Origin of the sequence: Celeribacter sp., from assembly GCF_048259695.1 — a bacterium.
Lineage (GTDB): Bacteria > Pseudomonadota > Alphaproteobacteria > Rhodobacterales > Rhodobacteraceae > Celeribacter.
In genome coordinates, this window is sequence record NZ_JBLXHL010000002.1 from 455,565 (window position 1) to 476,563 (window position 20,999).

Annotated in this window: 22 protein-coding genes; 13 read left to right on the plus strand and 9 right to left on the minus strand. The window is 58.1% G+C overall.

Translation table 11 applies throughout. From position 1 onward, the window contains the following. The first annotated feature begins 3 nt into the window (after nt 1-3). Entirely contained in the window at nt 4-336 is a 333-nt protein-coding gene (locus tag ACN0Q0_RS05770; protein ID WP_417242422.1) for a DUF1491 family protein, read from the plus strand. A 90-nt stretch (nt 337-426) separates the two neighbouring features. Next, nucleotides 427-1,170 (plus strand): DNA repair protein RecO, encoded by a 744-nt coding sequence (gene recO, locus ACN0Q0_RS05775; RefSeq protein ID WP_417242423.1) that lies wholly within the window; start codon nt 427-429, stop codon nt 1,168-1,170. 18 nt (nt 1,171-1,188) lie between these two features. Here recO and ACN0Q0_RS05780 read toward each other — a convergent pair whose 3' ends face one another. Further along, the gene (locus tag ACN0Q0_RS05780; protein ID WP_417242424.1) at nt 1,189-2,835 is read right to left on the minus strand and encodes an acyl-CoA dehydrogenase family protein; all 1,647 of its coding nucleotides are present in this window, start codon (nt 2,833-2,835) and stop codon (nt 1,189-1,191) included. A 174-nt stretch (nt 2,836-3,009) separates the two neighbouring features. On the opposite strand from ACN0Q0_RS05780, the gene ACN0Q0_RS05785 reads away from it, so the two are divergent. After that, nucleotides 3,010-3,786 carry a sulfite exporter TauE/SafE family protein gene (locus ACN0Q0_RS05785; RefSeq protein ID WP_417242425.1) on the plus strand — a complete coding sequence of 259 codons (777 nt, stop codon included), beginning with the start codon at nt 3,010-3,012 and terminating at the stop codon, nt 3,784-3,786. A gap of 91 nt (nt 3,787-3,877) precedes the next feature. Here ACN0Q0_RS05785 and ACN0Q0_RS05790 read toward each other — a convergent pair whose 3' ends face one another. Beyond that, on the minus strand, nt 3,878-5,476 hold the full coding sequence (locus ACN0Q0_RS05790) for a phosphoenolpyruvate carboxykinase (protein ID WP_417242426.1): 1,599 nt from the start codon (nt 5,474-5,476) through the stop codon (nt 3,878-3,880). A gap of 407 nt (nt 5,477-5,883) precedes the next feature. Here ACN0Q0_RS05790 and ACN0Q0_RS05795 point away from each other — a divergent pair, with 407 nt between their 5' ends. The 7 genes from ACN0Q0_RS05795 to ACN0Q0_RS05825 are packed head-to-tail and all read left to right on the plus strand — an operon-like array spanning nt 5,884 to nt 11,298. Then, nucleotides 5,884-6,585, plus strand: a complete 702-nt coding sequence (locus ACN0Q0_RS05795) for a response regulator transcription factor (protein WP_417242427.1) — start codon at nt 5,884-5,886, stop codon at nt 6,583-6,585. Between the two features lie 9 nt (nt 6,586-6,594). Then, nucleotides 6,595-8,316 carry a sensor histidine kinase gene (locus ACN0Q0_RS05800; RefSeq protein WP_417242428.1) on the plus strand — a complete coding sequence of 574 codons (1,722 nt, stop codon included), beginning with the start codon at nt 6,595-6,597 and terminating at the stop codon, nt 8,314-8,316. Then, nucleotides 8,313-8,774, plus strand: a complete 462-nt coding sequence (locus tag ACN0Q0_RS05805) for an HPr kinase/phosphorylase (protein WP_417242429.1) — start codon at nt 8,313-8,315, stop codon at nt 8,772-8,774. Before ACN0Q0_RS05800 ends, ACN0Q0_RS05805 begins: the two co-directional genes overlap by 4 nt. Then, nucleotides 8,747-9,700, plus strand: a complete 954-nt coding sequence (gene rapZ / locus ACN0Q0_RS05810; protein WP_417242430.1) for an RNase adapter RapZ — start codon at nt 8,747-8,749, stop codon at nt 9,698-9,700. The genes ACN0Q0_RS05805 and rapZ overlap by 28 nt, the downstream gene beginning before the upstream one ends. Continuing rightward, on the plus strand, nt 9,697-10,089 hold the full coding sequence (locus tag ACN0Q0_RS05815) for a PTS sugar transporter subunit IIA (protein WP_417242431.1): 393 nt from the start codon (nt 9,697-9,699) through the stop codon (nt 10,087-10,089). The genes rapZ and ACN0Q0_RS05815 overlap by 4 nt, the downstream gene beginning before the upstream one ends. Nucleotides 10,090-10,114: 25 nt before the next feature. Further along, nucleotides 10,115-10,390 (plus strand): HPr family phosphocarrier protein, encoded by a 276-nt coding sequence (locus ACN0Q0_RS05820; RefSeq protein ID WP_417242432.1) that lies wholly within the window; start codon nt 10,115-10,117, stop codon nt 10,388-10,390. 26 nt (nt 10,391-10,416) lie between these two features. Beyond that, entirely contained in the window at nt 10,417-11,298 is an 882-nt protein-coding gene (locus tag ACN0Q0_RS05825; protein WP_417242433.1) for a lysophospholipid acyltransferase family protein, read from the plus strand. A 27-nt stretch (nt 11,299-11,325) separates the two neighbouring features. Here ACN0Q0_RS05825 and ACN0Q0_RS05830 read toward each other — a convergent pair whose 3' ends face one another. Further along, the gene (locus ACN0Q0_RS05830; RefSeq protein ID WP_417242434.1) at nt 11,326-12,201 is read right to left on the minus strand and encodes a 3-hydroxybutyryl-CoA dehydrogenase; all 876 of its coding nucleotides are present in this window, start codon (nt 12,199-12,201) and stop codon (nt 11,326-11,328) included. A gap of 175 nt (nt 12,202-12,376) precedes the next feature. Between ACN0Q0_RS05830 and ACN0Q0_RS05835 the strand changes: the two genes are divergently transcribed. Next, nucleotides 12,377-13,207 carry a DUF6473 family protein gene (locus ACN0Q0_RS05835; protein WP_417242435.1) on the plus strand — a complete coding sequence of 277 codons (831 nt, stop codon included), beginning with the start codon at nt 12,377-12,379 and terminating at the stop codon, nt 13,205-13,207. A gap of 92 nt (nt 13,208-13,299) precedes the next feature. On the opposite strand, the gene ACN0Q0_RS05840 is transcribed toward ACN0Q0_RS05835, so the two are convergent. The 6 genes from ACN0Q0_RS05840 to ACN0Q0_RS05865 all read right to left on the minus strand — a co-directional run bounded on the left by ACN0Q0_RS05840 (nt 13,300) and on the right by ACN0Q0_RS05865 (nt 17,552). After that, nucleotides 13,300-14,220, minus strand: coding sequence for an electron transfer flavoprotein subunit alpha/FixB family protein (locus ACN0Q0_RS05840; protein WP_417242436.1), 921 nt, complete (start codon nt 14,218-14,220; stop codon nt 13,300-13,302). Continuing rightward, nucleotides 14,220-14,972 (minus strand): electron transfer flavoprotein subunit beta/FixA family protein, encoded by a 753-nt coding sequence (locus tag ACN0Q0_RS05845; RefSeq protein WP_417242437.1) that lies wholly within the window; start codon nt 14,970-14,972, stop codon nt 14,220-14,222. The genes ACN0Q0_RS05840 and ACN0Q0_RS05845 overlap by 1 nt, the downstream gene beginning before the upstream one ends. Before the next feature lie 174 nt (nt 14,973-15,146). Then, the gene (locus ACN0Q0_RS05850; RefSeq protein ID WP_417242438.1) at nt 15,147-15,719 is read right to left on the minus strand and encodes a cob(I)yrinic acid a,c-diamide adenosyltransferase; all 573 of its coding nucleotides are present in this window, start codon (nt 15,717-15,719) and stop codon (nt 15,147-15,149) included. 13 nt (nt 15,720-15,732) lie between these two features. Next, the gene (locus tag ACN0Q0_RS05855) at nt 15,733-15,930 is read right to left on the minus strand and encodes a twin transmembrane helix small protein (RefSeq protein WP_417242439.1); all 198 of its coding nucleotides are present in this window, start codon (nt 15,928-15,930) and stop codon (nt 15,733-15,735) included. Between the two features lie 96 nt (nt 15,931-16,026). Beyond that, a complete protein-coding gene (locus ACN0Q0_RS05860) occupies nt 16,027-16,860 on the minus strand; it encodes an SDR family oxidoreductase (RefSeq protein ID WP_417242440.1) in 834 nt (277 codons plus the stop codon). A 74-nt stretch (nt 16,861-16,934) separates the two neighbouring features. After that, on the minus strand, nt 16,935-17,552 hold the full coding sequence (locus tag ACN0Q0_RS05865) for an SH3 domain-containing protein (protein ID WP_417242441.1): 618 nt from the start codon (nt 17,550-17,552) through the stop codon (nt 16,935-16,937). Nucleotides 17,553-17,713: 161 nt separating this feature from the next. Between ACN0Q0_RS05865 and ACN0Q0_RS05870 the strand changes: the two genes are divergently transcribed. Both ACN0Q0_RS05870 and ACN0Q0_RS05875 read left to right on the plus strand, forming a co-directional pair. After that, nucleotides 17,714-20,059, plus strand: a complete 2,346-nt coding sequence (locus ACN0Q0_RS05870) for a DNA topoisomerase IV subunit A (RefSeq protein ID WP_417242442.1) — start codon at nt 17,714-17,716, stop codon at nt 20,057-20,059. Nucleotides 20,060-20,071: 12 nt separating this feature from the next. Next, the gene (locus tag ACN0Q0_RS05875) at nt 20,072-20,752 is read left to right on the plus strand and encodes a hypothetical protein (RefSeq protein WP_417242443.1); all 681 of its coding nucleotides are present in this window, start codon (nt 20,072-20,074) and stop codon (nt 20,750-20,752) included. Nucleotides 20,753-20,999: the final 247 nt, after the last annotated feature.

Consider the following 20,999-nt stretch of genomic DNA (forward strand, 5'->3'; position numbering starts at 1 on the left):
TCCGTGGCGCGTTTAACCGCAGAGTTCTGGGTTTCGGCCTATCTGTCACGGTTGCGCCTTGCCGATATTCCCGCCTTTGTCGTCCAGAAAGGCGACGCAACTGCGGGCGCGGTTTTGATCAAACTCAATACCCTCGACGGGAACGCCACGGCGTATCAGCGCGAATTTAACCTGATGGAGGACCGCCGCGAATGGCATGTCTTGTCCAAGGGTGTCGAGCGCGACGTGGATGCGGCATTGGCCAAGCAAAAGAGCTTTGATGCCGATCTGTGGATTATCGAGGTGGAGGACCGTCAGGGACGGACGCTTTTGGATGAGGCTGGCCTCTCCGATTGATCCCCACGTCTCTTTACCGGATGTCCAATCTGCATTGATATCTTGCATTCGCCGCTTGCACGTCCACGGGCGGCAAGGGCATGGTGCGGTATGGAATGGCGCGATCAAGGGACAGTTCTCGCCGTGCGAAAGTACGGTGAATCGTCGGTAATTGTAGAGGTCTTTACCGAGGCACACGGGCGTCATGCCGGTGTGGTGCGCGGCGGCGTGTCGCGTAAAATGACGCCGCACCTTCAGCCCGGCGGGCAAATTTCGGTCACTTGGAAAGCGCGGCTCGAGGACCATTTGGGCAGCTTCACCGTCGAGCCTTTGCGCTCGCGGGCGGCGGATGTGATGGGTGATCCTTTGGCGCTTGAGGGGCTCAACACGCTGACCGCCCTGTTGACCTCAACGCTGCCGGAACGCGAGCCGCATGACTATCTCTACGTCGAAACCATAAGCCTGTTTGACCGTTTGGGCGTCGACCCCGACTGGCCCCTGGCCTATCTGCATTGGGAGGTCTCCCTGCTCGAAGAGTTGGGATTCGGCCTCGATCTGTCGGCCTGTGCCGTAACGGGAAGCCCCGATGATCTGGCCTATGTGTCGCCCAAATCGGGGCGTGCCGTGAGCCGTCAGGGGGCGGGAGAGTGGGCGGACCGGATGCTGCCGCTGCCGCAATGCCTGCTTGGCCAATCGTCCCTCGTCTATGCCGAGATCATCGACGGCATGACCACCACGGGACATTTCATCGCAAAAATTCTTGCCGAGTTATCCGACAAACCATTGCCACAGGCGCGGGCGCGGTTTTTGGACCGTCTCGCAAAAAAGGCGGCGCAAGAGGCACCGCCTTTCTAGGCCGGACAGATCGGGACATTAGGCGAGCAAACGCCGCGCAATCACCTGTGCCTGAATTTCGCCGGCGCCCTCAAAGATGTTGAGAATCCGCGCGTCACACAGGATGCGGCTGATCTGGTATTCAAGCGCAAAGCCGTTGCCGCCGTGGATTTGCAACGCGTTGTCGGCTGCGGCCCACGCCACGCGCGCGCCAAGCAATTTGGCCATGCCCGCCTCAACGTCACAGCGATGGCCGTGATCTTTCTCCCATGCAGAGAAATAGGTGAGTTGGCGCGCCACCATGATTTCGACCGCCATCATGGCAAGCTTGCCCGACACGCGCGGGAATGCGATGATGGATTGGCCGAACTGTTTGCGGTCCTCGGCATATTGCATGCCCACTTCGAGTGCGTTTTGTGCCACTCCGATCGCGCGTGCTGCGGTCTGGATGCGCGCACTTTCGAACGTCTCCATGAGCTGTTTGAAACCCTTGCCCTCTTCGCCGCCGAGCAGGTTTTCTGCCTTTACCTTGAACCCGTCAAAGGCCAGTTCGTATTCTTTCATCCCGCGGTAGCCGAGTACTTCGATCTCGCCGCCCGTCATGCCCGGGGTGGGGAAAGGGGTTGTGTCATCGCCGGGGATCTTTTCGGCAAGGAACATCGACAGGCCTTTGTAATCCGAGGTGGCAGAATCCGTGCGGGCCAGAAGCGTCATCAGGTTGGTGCGTGCCGCGTGGGTGATCCACGTTTTGTTGCCCGTCACCGTGTAGGTTTCGCCGTCCTTTACCGCGCGGGTGCGCAAACTGCCAAGGTCGGATCCGGTGTTGGGTTCGGTGAACACGGCCGTGGGTAGGGTTTCCGCGCTCGACAGCTTTGGCAACCAGTGTTCCTTTTGCTCCTGCGTGCCGCCCGTGAGGATCAGTTCGGCGGCGATTTCGGAGCGGGTGCCAAGCGATCCAACACCGATGTAGCCGCGCGACAGTTCCTCGGACACAACAACCATCGCGGCTTTTGGAAAGCCGAAGCCACCGAACTCCTCGGGGATGGTCAGGCCAAAGACCCCCATTTCGGCCAATTCGTCGATCACCGACATCGGGATCAATTCGTCCTTGAGGTGCCATTCGTGGGCAAAGGGAATGACTTTTTCATCGGCAAAGCGGCGGAACTGGTCACGAACCATTTCCAATTCGTCGTTCAGCCCCGAGGCCCCGAATGTTGCATGGCCATGATTGTCGCGCATCAATTCGACGAGGCGCGACCGGGCGGCCAGAGAGTTGCCGTTCAGCATGAGTTTGGTGACGCTTTTGTCTGTGGGCTGCACAAGGCCGAGCCCCATGTCCGACAGGCGCACGACCTCCCCCTGGTTCATCGGGATGCCGCCGTAAATCTGGCTGAGGTACTCGCCAAACGCGATTTGGTGGATCAGCTGCTCGATCTCGCCGAATTTGTCATCGGCGGTAAGCGCCTCGGCCCATTTTTGCATCTGGCGCAGGGCCTCGACATAGGTGGACAGCCACGCAAGGCCGTGAGCGGCGGTCTGGTTCGCGTCAACCTTGGCCCCTGAAATGCGGTCACCGTCGAGAAATTCGACACGTAACGCATCTTTTGCGCGCTGTTGAAGATCTTCCGCAGCGGGAAGTGCGGCGGCGGTCAGGGTTATCAGGTCGGACAAAATTGCGGTCGTCATGGGCGTATCCTACGTGTCTAAGGCCAAAGGGCTTCGTCTTTGAACGTCACCCGAAGGTCTAGTCATTTTGCAGGTGCAGCGCAATAATATTTTACAAAATAGCCTCTGGAATGATTAAAAGTGTCGCAACGGATTTTTGATGACCCGTTGGATTTTCGCGCTTATGAACGCGGCATGTTTATAGATACACTCACAGACCTTCTCACCCTTCCGCAGCTCGTGTTTGCTTTCGCGATCACGGTTCTGGCGGGCTTTGTCAAAGGGGCTACAGGCTTTGCTTTGCCCATGATTATGGTCTCTGGCCTTGCCTCGGTGGTGCCCCCCGAGACCGCGATTGCAGCCATGATCGTGCCGACGGTTCTGTCCAACGTGTGGCAATCCCTGCGTGGGGGCGGGATCAGGGCGGCGGTGGATGTGGCCGGAGAATTCCGGCTTTATATCGCGACACTGCTCATTTTTATCGTCATCGCCGCGCAACTCGTTGCTGCATTGCCGCAAAACGTGGTCTTGTTGATTCTGGGTGTTCCGATCGTGGCGCTGGCATTGTTTTTGCTCAACGGGCGCGTGATGTATGTCGATCCGAGCAAACGTGGCCGTGCGGATGTCGTGGTCGGCGCGGCCTCGGGATTTTTGGGCGGGCTTGCAGGGATTTGGGGGCCGCTGACCGTGACCTATCTCACGGCAATTGATACACCCAAGAAAGAACAGATCCGGATTACGGGCGTCATCTTTGGCGCGGGGGCCATCACGCTTGGCCTTGCGCATATCCGGTCCGGTGTGTTGAACGCCCAGACATTGCCATTGTCGGTGTTGATGATTGTTCCGGTGATGTTGGGGCAGACCATTGGCAACATGGTGCAGGACCGTCTGGACCAAAAGAAATTCCGCCGCATGACCCTGTTCGTTCTGATCATTGCCGGTCTGAACTTGATCCGCCGCGCCGTGATGTGACCCGCGGTCGCGCCATATAAATCCAACCCACCGACCACGAAAAAAGGCGCGCCCGAAGGCCCGCCTTTTCGATGGTGTGGTCTGTCGTGCCTTAGCCGATTGCGGCGGCTTTTACGTCGTCGTCGATGTAGTCGAGGTACTGCACGAAGTTCTCGGCAAACATAGAGGCCAGTTTTTCGGCTTGGGCGTCATAGCCCTCTTTGTCGGCCCATGTGCGGCGCGGATCGAGCAGGATATCGGCAACACCCGGCACCGAGACAGGCACTTCGAAGCCGAAGTTGTCGTCTTTGCGGAATTCCACACCCGAAAGTGAACCGTCGAGGGCAGAGTGCAGCAGGTTGCGTGTGGCTTTGATCGGCATCCGCGACCCGACACCGTAGGCCCCGCCGGTCCAACCGGTGTTCACCAACCAACAGGTTGCGCCATGTTTTGCGATCTTGTCGCGCAGCAGGTTGCCGTAGGCCTCGGGGCGGCGCGGCATAAAGGGCGCGCCAAAGCAGGTGGAGAATGTCGGAACGGGTTCGGTGATCCCTTTCTCCGTCCCTGCGACCTTGGAGGTGAAGCCGGACAGGAAGTGGTACATTGCTTGTGCCGGCGACAGCCGCGCAATGGGAGGTAAAACGCCAAAGGCATCACAGGTCAGCATGATGATGTTTTTCGGATGGCCGCCAAGGGCCGTTTCCGACGCGTTCGAGATGTAGTGCAGCGGATAGGCGCAGCGCATGTTTGCGGTCAGGCTGTCATCTTCGAAATCGAGTTCTTTGGTATGCGCGTCGAACACCATGTTCTCGACCACGGTGCCGAACTTGGACGTGGTTGCATAAATTTCGGGCTCGGCCTCGGCGGAGAGATCGATGGTTTTGGCGTAGCACCCACCCTCGAAGTTAAAGGTGCCGCGCTCGGACCACCCGTGTTCGTCGTCACCGATCAGCACGCGGCTCGGGTCGGCGGACAATGTGGTTTTGCCGGTGCCGGACAGGCCAAAGAAAATGGCGGTGTCGACCGGGTTGCCGGGGGCGTGGTTGGCGGAACAGTGCATCGCCATGACGCCCTTGCCGGGCAGGATGTAGTTGAGAAGCGTAAACACGCCTTTCTTGTTCTCGCCCGCATAGGAGGTGCCGCCCACAAGGATGAGTTTGCGGTCAAAGTTGAGCGCAATCACCGTGCCGGAGCGACAGCCGTGTTTCGCGGGATCGGCCTTGAAGCTCGGGCAGTTGATAACTGTGTAATCGGCCTCGAAGTGGTCAAGCTCGGTGAGTGCGGGACGACGCAACATCGTCCGGTTGAACAAGGCATGCCATGCAAGCTCGGTCACCATCCGCACGTCCAGACGGTGCGCGGCATCGGCGCCGCCAAACAGGTCCTCGACGAAGTAGTCGCCCCCCTTCATGTGCTCGACCATATCGGCGTAAAGCACGTCGAATTTGTCTGCATCCATCGGTTGGTTGTTTTCCCACCAGACGGAGTCTTCGACGCTTGGGGTGCGCACGACATATTTGTCGTTGGGGGAGCGACCAGTGTGCTCGCCTGTGGTGACGTAGAGTGCGCCACCTTTGCCAAGCGTTCCTTCGCCCCGCTTGAGCGCCTGTTCGATGAGGGCGGGTTCAAGAAGGTTGTAATAGACATTGCCGAGATCACTGATCCCTTGGGTATCCAATGTGAAGTCTGGGTTCACGCGTCCAGTTGCCATTGTTCAAGCTCCCCGCCGCACTCAAAAGTGGGCGTCATAGTTTTCATTCATGCCGCGAAGGGCCTTTCGCGATCTGCCTGAGCGGGCAGATAGGTAGGCTATAGCACGCCAAAAATCTGCGTAAACAGGAGCCAAGTCAAAGTTAGCGCAACCATATTCGGGTTAGCGCAAACTTTTTCGAGTTAGCGCAAACAGCCACCGCATTTGCAAAACTCCACGAGGGAAAACGGCCAAATGACGAAATAAGTGAGGCATATTAGTCAAACATTGAATTTTTTAGCTTTTCAATGAGTCCATCCGCGGAGTGATTCGCGGTTTCGCTTGATTTGGAAAAGTGTCTGGACGAATATGTCTGACAAAACGAAAAAGCAAAAATGAAACTATTGAGCAGCTGAAGGAAACCGAACATGTCTCGGATCGCCTTGGTCGATGATGACCGGAATATCCTCACCTCCGTCTCCATGACGCTCGAAGCCGAAGGGTTCGAGGTGGAAACCTATAACGACGGACAATCCGCACTCGACGCTTTTAACAAAAAGCTACCCGATATGGCTGTGTTCGACATCAAGATGCCGCGCATGGACGGGATGGACCTGTTACAGCGCGTGCGCCAGAAAACCAATATGCCTGTCATCTTTCTGACGTCGAAAGACGACGAGATCGACGAGGTGCTCGGGCTGCGCATGGGCGCGGACGATTATGTGAAAAAGCCGTTTTCGCAACGTTTGCTTGTGGAGCGCATCCGCGCGCTTTTGCGCCGTCAGGAGGCGCTTGACGGTGTTGAGGTCGCAGAGACCGAAGAGACCAAGCTGATGGAGCGCGGCGAGTTGTTGATGGACCCGTTGCGCCACGCGGTGCGGTGGAAAGGCATGGATGTGACGTTGACCGTCACCGAGTTCTTGTTGTTGCAGGCCTTGGCCCAACGTCCCGGTTTTGTGAAATCCCGCGATCAGTTGATGGACGTGGCCTATGACGATCAGGTCTACGTGGACGACCGCACCATCGACAGCCACATCAAGCGTCTGCGCAAAAAAATGCGGACGGTTGATTCCGATTTCTCCGCAATCGAGACGCTTTATGGCATTGGCTATCGCTACAACGAGGAATAAGGGGCAGTAATGTCAATCTCCTCCCATGCTGATGGTTCCCGTAAAGCCGCCAAGGACACAGATGTTGTCCTTGGTGACGATTGGGTTGCGCCAAAGACGTCCGACGTAGATTTGCGTGAAAAGCGGTCGCGGCGGAAATTCGTCGCGGTCAACCGCTCGCCGTTGGCGCAAAAAATCATCACGTTCAACCTCGTCGCGATCATTTTGATGGTGGCGGGGATTCTCTATCTCAACCCCTTTCGCGACAGCCTCGTCACGCAGCGGGAAATCGCAATGGTGACAGAGGCCGCTTTGATTGCCGACATGCTTGAGGCCACCGCCGATGGCATGTTGGAAATCACGGCCGAGGATGAGGCCGTGCTGGCGGTTCTCGAAATCCCGTTGCGCGAAAACGTGTTCCTGTATGGGGCGGATGGCACATTGGTGGCCTCAACCATTGGCAAGCCGCGCCTGAGCCCGTCGAGCGTTGCGGGTTATATCAATGATGGCCGCCCGACGGTCATCTCCGATTTCCTGAACAGGGTCTGGACCGCGATGACCTTTTCGTCGGGAAATGCCAACAATGACAGCAATCCTGCGCATGATGATTCCGCGCATGTTGCCCCTTTGATTCAGGGCGCATTGGCCAATCAAATCGGTGTGGATACCGGCTATACCAACACCGGATCGACCGTGTTCGCCGTGGCGGCCCCCGTTACCTTGCGGGGCGCGTCAGGGGTGCAGACCGTTGGTGTTGTCGGTCTGGTTTCGGCCGAGGGTGAGATTGACGAACTGGTTCGCGTCGAGCGCGAGCAGATTCTTCAGGTTTTTATCATCGCTATTCTGGTCTCCATCGGCTTGAGCCTCGTACTCGCCTCGACCATCGCCAATCCGCTTGCCGATCTGGCTGCCGCTGCCGAAGTGGGGCGTGACAAAAACAGCCGCAAGGTTTCCCCCGGACGGGTCCGCATTCCCGATCTGTCGGGGCGCCCCGACGAAATCGGTCGCCTGTCGAGCGCCCTGCGCGGCATGGTGTCGGCGCTCTACGACCGCATTGATGCAAACGAACAATTTGCCGCCGATGTGGCCCATGAGATCAAAAACCCGCTCGCCTCCCTGCGCTCCGCCGTGGGTTCCTTGCGGATGGTGAAAAAAGAGGAGCATCGCACCAAATTGCTCGACGTGATCGAACATGATGTGCGCCGCCTCGACCGTCTTGTTTCCGACATCTCCAATGCTTCGCGCCTTGATAGCGAATTGGTGAAAGAGGAAGAGGAAGAGTTCAACCTGCTCAAAATGCTGTCCAATCTGGCCGAGTTTCTGGGGCAGGATGCACAGGAAAAAGGCGTCGATTTCATTGCCGACCTGCCTGACGAACCGATCATCGTTGCGGGGCTTGAGGCGCGTTTGGCGCAAGTGTTCGTCAACCTTATCACCAACGCGATTTCCTTTTGCGAGGATGGCGATGCCATTCGTGTCTGGGTCCGTAAACGCGACAGCCGTGTGTTGGTTGTTGTCGAAGACACCGGACCGGGCATCCCCGATCAGGCGCTGTCCAAAATATTCAAACGGTTCTATTCGGAGCGCCCCGAGGGCCAGTTCGGCAACAACTCCGGTCTTGGTCTGGCGATTTCCAAACAGATCGTCGAGGCGCATGGCGGTGTGATCTGGGCCGAAAACATTCGTCCCACCGATGCCGATATTACGTCCGAACCGCTTGGCGCACGTTTTGTGGTGGGTCTGCCAGTGTGAGCGGGGCGGGTGCATCGTCCATACCTGCTGCACCTCGCGGGATCTATCACGCCAGTTGTGTCGCCCTTTCGCCCTCGGCAGGTGTATTGATCACTGGACCTTCGGGCAGCGGAAAATCCACGCTCGCTCTGGCTCTTATGGCCTTGGGGGCCACCTTGGTCTCGGATGACCAAACCTGTCTGCGGGTGGACGCCGCGCATGGCACGCTTGTCGCAACCGCACCCTCTACCATCAAGGGCCAGATCGAGGCGCGCGGCATGGGTATTCTCGCGGCCGATACATTTGACCAGTGCCAGGTCCGTGTCGTTGTCGATCTGTCACAATGTGAAGAGGACCGCTTGCCTCTCTTGCGAAAACAGAGCGTAATCGGTGTTTCGATTCCCCTGCTGTACAAGGTGGACGGGCCACAGTTCGCCCCCGCTTTGATTCAATGGCTCAAAGGAGGCCGTATCGCGTGACACAAGATGCCCTGTCTCAAAGCACCGCTGCGGCGCGTCACCGCGTGGTTCTGGTGACCGGCCCGTCCGGCGCGGGGCGTTCCACGGCGATCAATGTTCTCGAAGATCTCGGATACGAGACAATCGACAATCTCCCCCTGTCGATTGTGCCGCGTTTGTTGGAGGCGGGGGCCACAAGCCGCCCGCTCGCGCTCGGTATTGACGTGCGCAACCGTGACTTTTCTATTGCGGGCATGATCGACGTGATCGATGGCCTGTCCGGTAGCGCCGCCCATACCGTAGACTTGCTCTATCTCGACGCCTCGGAGGATGCCCTCGTGCGACGGTATTCCGAAACCCGCCGCCGCCACCCGTTGGCCCCCGCCGAGACGGCGCTGATCGGGGTCCTGCGGGAAAAAGATCTGTTGTCGCCGATCCGGACGCGTGCAGATATTCTGATCGAGACGTCCGATTTAACCCCCCATCAGCTGCGCGATGAGATCGAGCGGTGGTTCGCCGCAGATGACAAGGCAAAGATGGCCATTTCCGTACAGTCATTTTCATACAAACGTGGCATGCCGCGCGGTGTGGATATGGTGTTCGATGTGCGGTTTCTTGCAAACCCCTACTGGGATGCGTCCTTGCGTGGCATGAACGGGATGGACGCACCCGTGCGGGCCTATGTCGAGGCCGATCCACGCTATGCGGCCTTTTTCGCAAAGATCTGCGACCTTATCGAATTGCTCTTGCCCGCCTACGAAGAAGAGGGCAAACGGCACCTGTCCATTGCGTTTGGATGTACTGGCGGGCAACATCGCTCCGTCACTCTTGCGGAAAACTTGTCACAGGCCCTTGCGGAACATGGTTCGCGGGTGTCAGTTAGGCATCGTGAAATGGAACGGCGCGATTATACCGCGCCTGTGAAGCAGTCGGGGTCGTCGGCGTGATCGGAATTGTCATCGTCGCACATGGTGGTTTGGCCAAGGAATACCTGTCTGCCGTCGAGCATGTCGTCGGCAGGCAGTCGGGTATTGAGGCGATCGCAATCGCACCCGACCATGACCGGTCCAGCAAACAGCAAGAGATCTGTGTTGCTGCCGATGCCGTGGACACCGGAAGCGGTGTCGTGGTTGTCACGGATATGTTCGGGGGGAGCCCGTCCAATTTGTCGCTGTTGGCCTGTCACCGCAACGACCGCAAAATCATTTACGGGGCCAACCTGCCCATGCTGATCAAACTGGCCAAATCGCGCCACAAATCGGTGGACGATGCCGTGGCCAATGCCCTCGCGGCCGGCCGCAAATATATCGACAGTTTCGATGTTGCAGGGCGGTAGGGCCGAATAGGAATTTAGGATTTAGATGTCGTCAGTTTCGCGTACTCATGAGATTATTAACGTAAAAGGCCTGCACGCGCGGGCCTCCGCAAAATTCGTTGAAGTTGTCGAAGAGTTCGATGCCTGCGCCGAAGTGAGCAAGGACGGCATGTCCACAGGCGGCGACAGCATCATGGGGCTTTTGATGTTGGCAGCTTCAAAGGGAACCACTATTGAGGTGACGACGAGTGGCCCGCAGGCAAGCGCGCTTGCTGACGCCCTCGAAGCATTGATCAAGGACCGTTTTGGCGAAGGCATGTGACCTCGCCGCACGGATTAGAGGATGACATGACCGAGCAGAACGCCGTGGACGATGTGGCAAAGGCGGGCGATCCCGATTTTGTCCCTTATGATGCGCGCCGCCTGTCATACGCCAACACCTTTTCCGACCCGTCCAAAATCATCATCATCCGGACGATTGAATGGGTGACGGGCAAATTGCCGTTGCTGCGCCGTATTCGCCGGTTCGAAAAACTGGGTGCGCCGCAGGGACACGGATTTTTCACCCAGACGTTGAAGGTGATGAATATCGCCGTCACGACATCGGATGCGCAAACGCTGAAAATCCCCGCCACTGGTCCGCTTGTTGTGGTGGCAAACCACCCGCATGGGTTAACGGATGGGTTGGTCATGGCCGAGTTGATCGGCCGCGTGCGCACGGACTACAAAATTCTCACACGGTCGCTTTTGACAGGCATTCCCGAAATCGATCCGTTCATGTTGCCCGTGCCGTTCCCGCACGAGCATGACAGTCACCGCAAATCCATCACCATGCGCAACGAGGCGATGGATCAATTGAAAGCGGGGGGTGTGATTGTGCTCTTTCCCGCCGGTGCCGTTTCCGCGTCAAAAACCCTGTTCGGCCCTGTGATTGAAAAAGAGTGGAACCCGTTTACCGCCAAGATGATTCTGAAATCGGGCGCCACTGTCCTGCCTATCTATTTTCCGGGGCGCAATACGCGGCTCTATCAGATCGCGGACAAAATCTCTGCGACGCTCCGTCAGGGTCTTTTGCTCCATGAAATCGCGCGCTCGATGAACAAGCCGCAATCGCCGATTATTGGCGATCCGATTCGGGCAGATGACCTTGCTGAATGGAAAGCAAACCCGCGCGGTTTCATGAACTGGCTGCGCAGCCATACGCTCGCCCTTGGCGGTCGCACCGACTAAACCCTCTGGCCGCGCGCCTGTATCGGGTCAGCGGGTCGGAACGGGAACCTCGCCCCGATAATCATAAAACCCGCGCTGCGTTTTGCGGCCAAGCCACCCTGCCTCGACATATTTGGTCAAAAGCGGGCAGGGGCGGTATTTGGTGTCGGCCAAACCATCGTGCAGCACGTTCATGATCGCCAGACAGGTGTCGAGCCCGATAAAGTCGGCAAGTTCGAGCGGCCCCATCGGGTGGTTCGCGCCCAGTTTCATCGACTCATCAATGGATTTGACCGAGCCCACGCCCTCATAGAGCGTATAGACGGCCTCGTTTATCATCGGCATCAAGATCCGGTTGACGATGAAGGCGGGAAAATCTTCGGCGCTTGCGGCGGTTTTTCCGAGGCGTTCAACCACCTCTAACAGCAATTGATAGGTCTGCTCGTCCGTAGCAATCCCGCGGATCAGCTCGACAAGCTGCATGATCGGCACGGGGTTCATAAAGTGAAAGCCCATGAATTTCTCGGGCCGGTCCGTGCGCGAGGCGAGGCGGGTGATCGAGATCGACGAGGTGTTCGACGTCAGGATCGTGTGCTCTTGCAGGTGCGGCAAAAGCTGCGCAAAGATCGCGTTCTTCACGTCTTCACGCTCGGTGGCGGCCTCGATCACCAGATCGGTTATGCCAAGGTCCTCAAGCGTTTGCGTGGTTTTGATCCGCGCCATCGCCGCGTCTTTTTCGGCGGCGGTAATTTTCTCCCGGCTCACTTGGCGGTCGAGGTTTTTAGAGATCACCGCCACGGATTTTTCGAGTGCTTCGGCGGAAATGTCATTGAGCACGACATCGTAGCCCGCAAGTGCAAAGACATGGGCAATGCCGTTGCCCATTTGACCCGCGCCAACGATGCCTACTGTGGAAATGCTCATTGCATCGAACTCCTTGTTTGGTTTTGCGAACCTTACGCTTTGCCATGAACGTGGTGCAAGGGCGTCCGTTGGCAAGCATCCGTGAAAATTTTGCATGAATTGTGACTTTAGCAAAATCGCAACTTGTATCTGCGAATCTCTGAGGTGGGTGAAATACAAACCAGTGGGTGGTTAAATGGCTTATCAATATCCCTCAGAGGGGGCTCTCAATTATTTTCCGTGCCGTTATGGCAAATCAAAACTGCTGTTTCGTGGTCCACAAAAAGACCTGCGTGACGACTACATTGCGTTTCTCGGCGGGACCGAGACCTATGGCAAATATGTCGAGACGCCGTTTTGTGACCTCGTAAGTACAGGGGCGGAAATAACGACCGTGAACCTTGGCTGCGTCAATGCCGGAACGGATGTGTTCCTCAATGACGAGACCGTCATGGACCTTTGTGAACATTCAAAAGTGACGGTGCTACAGATTTCGGGCGCACAAAACATGTCGAACCGCTTTTATGCGGTGCATCCGCGCCGTAACGACCGGTTTTTGCGCGCATCGACCCTGCTCAAAACGATCTACCGCGAGATTGATTTCACCGATTTTAATTTCACGCGTCACCTTTTGAGTGCTCTTGAAACCGCATCGGTAGAGAAATTTGCCATGGTGCGTCAGGAACTCAAAGACGCATGGGTGGCCCGTATGCGCACGATGGTGCAGCGTATTCCCGGTCATGTGGTCCTGTTGTGGATGTCCGACCATACGCCGGATGACGCGGTCGCGACCAACGTTATTCAAAGTGATCCATTGTTCGTGGACCGTAGCATGATCGAGGAAATCCGCCCCTTGGTCAAAGATATCGTCGAGATCGTCGGCACGCCCGAGGAAATCAGACAGGGCTACGATTTGATGTCCTACCCTGATCTGGATGCGCCTGTTGCCAAGGAAATGCTTGGCCCTATGGTTCATGCGCGTGCCGCGACCGAGCTTCAGGCCGCGTTGAGCGGGATCCGGAAATAGAACGGGTGACGGCCTTGCCTGTTATGGGTGGGGTCTTCATTGAAAAAGGCCCGCCGGTTTGGCGGGCCTTTGTGTCGTTCAACTGATCCGTTTCAAAGTTTGCCGGTGAGCTCCGGCACAGCGTCGAACAGGTCGGCGACAAGGCCAAAGTCGGCCACTTGGAAAATGGGGGCCTCTTCGTCTTTGTTGATCGCGACGATGACCTTGGAGTCTTTCATCCCTGCGAGGTGCTGAATCGCCCCCGAGATGCCAACCGCGATGTAAAGCTCGGGGGCGACGACCTTACCGGTCTGGCCCACTTGCCAATCGTTCGGAGCAAACCCGCTATCGACGGCGGCACGGGATGCGCCAACGGCGGCGCCCAGTTTGTCGGCCAGTGCGGAAATGATCGCGAAATCTTCCTCGGAGCCAACACCACGACCACCGGACACAACGACCTTTGCCGATGTCAGTTCGGGGCGATCATTGACCGCCACCTTATCTTCAACGAAGGCCGACAGACCTTTGTCGCCCGCGCCGGATGTGGCCTCGACAGCTGCCGAGCCACCTTCGCCCGCCGCGTCAAAGGTCGAGGTGCGGAACGAGACAACCTTGACGGGATCGCCCGATTTCACGGTCTGGATCGCGTTACCCGCATAGACGGGACGTTTGAACGTGTCGGCGTCGACAACCGCGATGACATCGGAGATCACCATGACGTCGAGCAAAGCCGCAACGCGGGGCAAGACGTTTTTGCCGGTGGTGGTCGCAGGGGCCACAATGTGTGTCGTGCCGGAAGCCAAAGAGACGATCAGATCGGCGATATTCTCGGCCAGACCATTGGCGTAGGCGGCATCGTCGGCGCACAGCACTTTAGACACGCCGGTGATTTTCGCGGCGGCGTCAGCGGCGGCCTGTGGGCCACAGACCAGTACCGTCACATCGCCCAGTTTGCTGGCGGCAGAGACGGCTTTTGCCGTGGCGTCGACGGACAATTCGCCGCCCGAAAGTTCAGCAAGAAGAAGTACGGACATCAGATAAGGCCCCCCTCTTTGAGTTTCGCGACAAGCTCGTCAACCGAGCCAACCATGATACCGGCCTGACGGGTTGCGGGCTCCTCGGTGGAGACCACCGTGAGGCGTGGTGCGGTGTCGACGCCGTAGTCGGCGGCGGCTTTCTCGTCGAGCGGCTTTTTCTTGGCCTTCATGATGTTGGGCAGGGACGCGTAGCGCGGCTCATTGAGGCGCAGGTCCGTGGTCACAATCGCGGGCAGGTTGACGGAAATGGTTTGAAGACCGCCGTCCACTTCGCGCGTGACGATGGCTTTGCCGTCCTCGACCTTGACCTCGGAGGCAAACGTTGCCTGACCCCAACCGAGCAATGCGGCAAGCATCTGACCCGTTGCGTTCATGTCATTGTCGATTGCCTGTTTGCCCAGGATCACCAGTTGTGGTGCCTCGTCCGCAACGATTTTGGCAAGGATTTTGGCAACGGCGAGCGGTTCGATGTCGACGCCGTTGTCATCGGTCACGAGAATGCCGCGGTCCGCACCCATGGCGAGCGCATTGCGGATCGTGTCCGTGGATTTCTTCTCGCCGATGGAGACGATGACCACTTCCTCGACGATACCCGCTTCTTTCAAACGGATCGCCTCTTCGACGGCAATTTCATCGAACGGGTTCATGGACATTTTGACGTTGGCGAGATCGACACCCGTGCCATCGGCCTTAACTTTGACCTTCACGTTGTAGTCGATCACGCGTTTGACAGGTACAATCACCTTCATCTGCGTAAACTCCCTTAGATTCTCCACGAGTGTCGTGGAGATTGTCATTTCAGCAACTTTATTACGCGTTCGCGGGTGCAGAAAACACCCCCAAAACGTCGCACACTGTCCCAAAGACGTGACGTTCGGCGAAAAAGTGACGTAGCGATAGCGCTCACATCAAGAACAGCCGTCTTATCGGTTGGCACCAGGCACCCAGAGCACGTCATCCTGACCACCGTTGTTGGCCATGCGTGCCGCAACAAAAAACCAGTCCGACAGGCGGTTGAGATAGGTCACGGCGGCGGTGTTGACGTCTTCGGTCGTGGCCAGTTCCACGGCCAGACGCTCGGCGCGGCGCGACACGGTGCGACACAGGTGCAGGTGCGCGGCCAATGGCGCCCCGCCGGGCAAGATGAACGAGCGCAGCGGTTCGAGGTCGGCGTTCATGACGTCAATCTCGACCTCCAGACGATCGGTTTGCGCCGCGATCATGCGCAGCGGTGGATATTCGGCCTCGGCGTCGCCTGCCATGTTCGGACGGCACAGGTCGGCCCCGAGATCGAACAGGTCGTTTTGAATGCGGGACAAGGCGGCGCCGGTATCCCCCCCGGCATGGAGGCGGGCCAATCCGACGGTCGAGTTCAATTCATCGACGGTGCCGTAGGCCTCGACCCGCGCGGAATGCTTGGCCACGCGGCTCCCGTCCCCTAATGCGGTGTCGCCCTTGTCGCCCGTGCGGGTGTAAATCTTGTTGAGTACAACCATTGTTGGCGCTCCTTTATGCTTTGCCACCAAGGGCCACGAAAATGACGACGAGGATCACGACGATCAATTGCATAATGATCCGCCATTTCATCATCTGGTTGCTTTTCTTGGCCCCTTCAATGCCGCCGCGCCCCATTTGTGCGATGCCGCGGGCCAAAATCAGCACAACGATGATACAGCCGATGCCGATCACATAAATCATAGGGCTCATGGGCGTGTCCTTTGCGAAGTCAGGTGGTGTCGAGAGGGACATAGCGCATTTTGTGCGGTGTCAACATACACGAAACGCCGTGGGGGCATTTTGTGGCTATGCCTTTGCCATTATTGCGTCGATCAGGCGTTGCGGCAAAAACCGCCGCGCAAGGGCCGCGACATAGGTCGGTGTGGTGACATAGTAATGCGCCCTCGGGCGGCGCGCGGTTAGCGCCCGTTTGAGCTTTGCTGTCACCGCCTCGGTGCCAAGTTCGAACGCGTCGGGCGGGCTCGTTTCGGCGGCTTTGTGCAGGCGCGGCACGAGGGTTTTGCGGTACGCCTCCGCACGGGCCGAGGCCTCCCAGTCAATCCATCTGTCGAACTGTTTGCGGGCATTGAGGCGAAACGCGGTGGCAATCGGTCCGGGTTCAATGGTGACGACATCAATGCCCGTGCCGCGCATTTCCAGTCTGAGCGTATCGGACAGTCCCTCAAGTGCGAATTTGGTTGCATTATAGGACCCGCGCCACGGCATTGCCACCAGACCCAGAACGGATGAACACTGAACAATCCGGCCGTGGCCCTGTGCGCGCATGACGGGAATGACACGGCGGGTCAGGTCGTGCCACCCGAACACATTCGCCTCGAAGTTCTGGCGGAGTGCATCGACGGGCAGGTCTTCGACGGCGGCGGGGATGGCGTAGGCTCCGTTGTTGAACAACGCATCGAGCGTGCCGCCCGTGCGCACCATCGCCCCGTCAAACCCCGCCGCGATCGAGGCGGGATCCTCGTAATCAAGGCGGAAACTTTCAAGGCCCTCATCGCGCAAGCGGTCACAATCCGCCTCATTGCGGCAGGTCGCGAAAACGCGCCACCCGTCTGCGTGCAGGGCATGCGCCGCGTGGTGTCCGATGCCGGTCGAGCATCCCGTGATCAAAATACTGCGCATGAAAAAATCCTTTGCCGGGTTCGGAAAAGGCTTACCTCAATGCGTGACGATGTGAAAACCCGTGCGGTGGTATTTTAGTCGCTGATCTCGTCAAGAAACCGTGCGGCCATGTAGCCTTCGACGCCTTCGCCCTCGACGGAGATTTTCACCCAACCCGCAGAGGCCGGTGTCAGAACCCGTACAATATCGGCCTGTACAACCTGTCCGAGCACCTCGTCGGAGGTCGATGGACCAGAGCGCACGTTGACCCGTTTGGCCGTCACAACCCGCAAAACCATGTCGGCGCTGTCTTGGTCAACGGCGACCAGTGCGGCGAGCTTTTCGGGATCGGTGGCCGCGGTCGTGGCATGGGTCGGCGTCTCTATGAGGGGCGCACGGGGTTCGTGCTCGAATGACGCGGGCACGATGATCGCCGCCTCCGGTGCGGGTTGCATCGGCGCGTTGGATGCAACTTTGACATCTGGCGTATGTGTGGGCGTCGGCGCGGCGCCGGTCCGTGCCGCGAGCACAGGGACATAGGCGCCTTGGCGTCTGCTGTTGTCGGTAAAGGCGTTTTGGATCATCGCCATAACCGGCTCGCGATCCGCGCGGCGGGCATCGACGTCCGCCTGTTCTTGGGGCGACAATTCACCCCCGAAAATATAAAGTGCAGAAAAAAGACCGATCACGGTCCAAAAAGTTAAACGTAGCATAGCAACCCCCCAGTCACCAATTACACAAACTAAAGTATATACGATTCGGATGGTTTAAGCGCAGAAATGTCCGCCGGCAACTGTGTGAAATCAGGTTGTTGTGGACAGTGTTGCTACAGGGCCGCTTGTCGGGGCGGCCGGTCGCCTGTATTCAGATTGCCATGAGCAGTGATTTGACAGACACCGCGCCCGAGGGCAGCGAAGTATTCGAGCCGTTGCGCCGCGCAATCGGCGAGCGCTATTTAACCTATGCGCTGTCCACTATTATGCACCGCGCCCTGCCGGATGCGCGAGACGGCCTGAAACCCGTTCACCGCCGCATTCTGTATGCGATGCGCGAATTGCGCCTGTCGTCGACGGGGGGCTTTCGCAAATCGGCAAAAATTTCCGGTGACGTGATGGGCAACTATCACCCGCATGGTGATATGGCGATTTATGACGCGATGGCGCGTTTGGCACAGGACTTCAACGTCCGCTATCCGCTCGTGCATGGTCAGGGGAACTTTGGCAACGTCGACGGCGATAACCCCGCCGCATCGCGTTACACCGAGGCCCGCATGACCGCCGCCGCCGAGGCGCTGCTTGAAGGGCTCAACGAGAACGCGGTCGATTTTCGCGACAACTATGACGGCACGCTCACCGAGCCTGTCGTGCTTCCCGCCGCTTTTCCGAACCTGTTGGCCAACGGGTCTACCGGAATCGCGGTTGGCATGGCCACCAACATTCCGCCGCATAACATTGTGGAGTTGGTCGATGCCTCGTTGCACATGATCAAAACGCCCGATGTGCGCGACGAGACGCTGTTGAATTACGTCAAGGGGCCGGATTTCCCGACGGGCGGTATCATTGTCGAACCCGCCGAAAGCATGGCAAAAAGCTATGCCACGGGGCGCGGATCGTTCCGGCTGCGTGCCAAATGGGAGGTCGAGGACCTCGGCCGTGGTCTGTGGCAGATTGTCGTCACCGAGATCCCCTATCAGGTTGCCAAATCCAAGCTGATCGAAAAACTCGCCGAGTTGATCCAGACGAAAAAGGTCCCGATCCTTGCCGATGTGCGCGACGAGAGCGCCGAAGACATCCGTGTTATTCTGGAGCCCAAATCCAAAAACGTCGATCCGGATGTGTTGATGAGCACCCTGTTTCGCAACTCAGATCTGGAAACGCGGTTCTCGATGAACATGAACGTGCTGATCGACGGGCGCACACCCAAGGTCTGTTCGCTCAAGGAGGTGTTGCGCGCTTGGCTCGACCACCGTCGTGAGGTCCTTGGCCGCCGAAGCCAGCACCGCATGGACAAGATTGATCACCGCCTTGAGGTGCTTGAGGGCTTTATCATTGCCTTCCTCAACCTTGATCGTGTGATCGACATTATCCGCTATGATGACGACCCCAAAGCCGCGCTGATGGCCGAGGAATGGGGGCGCGACGTGGCCCGTGCCATGACGGAAAAGGATTACGTGTCCCCGCTGCCTGCCGCCGATGGTCAGGGCGAGTTGACCGAAGTGCAGGCCGAAGCGATTCTCAACATGCGTCTGCGCAGCTTGCGCCGCCTTGAAGAGATCGAACTGGTCAAGGAGCGCGATGCCTTGATGGCCGAACGCGCGATCCTTGAGGATCTTATCCTCAACGAGGATGTGCAATGGGCGCGGATTTCCGACGAGCTGCGCGAGATTAAAAAGACCTTTGGCAAAGACTACGCCCGCGGAATGCGCCTGACGCAATTCGCCGAAGCCGCCGAAGTCGAGGATGTGCCACTGGAAGCCATGATCGAGCGCGAGCCGATTACCGTGGTATGCTCGCAAATGGGGTGGATCAGGGCCATGTCCGGCCATATCGACCTGACCCGCGAGTTGAAATTCAAGGACGGTGACGGGCCGCGCTTTACCTTCCACGCCGAGACCACCGACCGATTGTTGATTGTGGGGACCAACGGGCGCATCTTCACGCTCTCTGCCGCCACCCTTCCCGGCGGGCGCGGCATGGGCGAGCCATTGCGGTTGATGGTCGATTTACCCAACGAGGTCGATATCGTCGATATTCTCAAACACGACCCCGAGGCGAAACTCCTGGTCGCGTCCAACGTCGGCAACGGGTTTGTTGTGGCCGAGAAAGATATCATCGCCCAGACCCGCAGCGGCAAACAGGTCCTCAACGTCAAGGACGGCGAAGTCGCCAAAGTTGCGCACCGGATCAAAGGTGACCATGTGGCGGTGATTTCGCAAAACCGCAGGTTCCTTGTGTTCCCGATTTCCGAGGTCCCCGAAATGGGGCGCGGCAAAGGTGTGCGGTTGCAAAAATATGTCCACGCCCGTGGCGCACAGGGCATGTTGGAGCTTGACGGTGGCCTGTCCGATCTCACAACCTTTGTGCTCGAGGAGGGGCTGAGCTGGACGATGGGCGGGGGCAATACCCGCACCGAAAAAGACATCGGGCCATGGCTCGGAAAGCGGGCAGGGGTCGGCAAACAACCACCTCATGGCTTCCCGCGTGACAACACGTTTTCATAAAGAGAGGCTCACATGAAGTTATTCCGCACATTTTTCGCTGTCATCGCCACCCTCACACTCGTTGCCTGTGGCGAGGCGAAAATGGTGACGGAAGAGACGCCGATGTTGGCGCTTGGCGATTTCGCATTCGGGCATAACATTGTGGTGGCCGAGGGGATGCAAAAGGGCGCGTTTTCGCGCAATGCCGAGCCTGAGGAGATTCAGACTTCGCTGACCGCTGCCCTCGCCGAGCGTTTGGGGCGTTATGATGGCGGCAAGCTCTATCACCTCGGGATCAAGGTCGAGGCCTATGCGCTCGCCATGCCGGGGATCCCGCTGCTGTTCAAGCCGAAGTCAGCCTATATCCTTACGGTCACGGCGTGGGATGATGCGGCGGGCGGCAAACTCAACGCCGAGCCGCGTGTCCTGACAATTTTCGAAGGCACCTCCGCACAGACCTTGGTCGGGTCCGGGATCACCCGCAAAAAAGAGGAGCAAATCGACATTCTCAGCCGCAATGCCGCGCGCCGGATCGAGCGGTGGCTCGAGGAGAATGGCGAATGGTTCGGGGTGGAATCCAAAGGGGCGGAGACCACTCAGGAGGAAGATACGGCTGCGGCGTTGGAATTGCTTACGGCGAACACCGACCCCGCCGCTCTGGCCGCCGCCGAAAAGGCTGCCGCCGCCGAAAAGGCCGCGATGGACGCCGAGTAGGTGTCGGGGCCTGTCTGCCCGTGGCCATGAATAGGGGGGTACGATCGATGGTCATGAATAGAATGTGACATTTGATAACTGGTGCTTGATTTTTGTCTCGATAGCCAATAATTAGCCCGCGATGATAATTCGGGTCCATGCGGCCCCTTTAAATTAAGAGGCCCCTCGATATGGCTAAGGCAAAGTTTGAACGTTCCAAACCGCACGTGAACATTGGCACGATTGGTCACGTTGACCACGGCAAAAC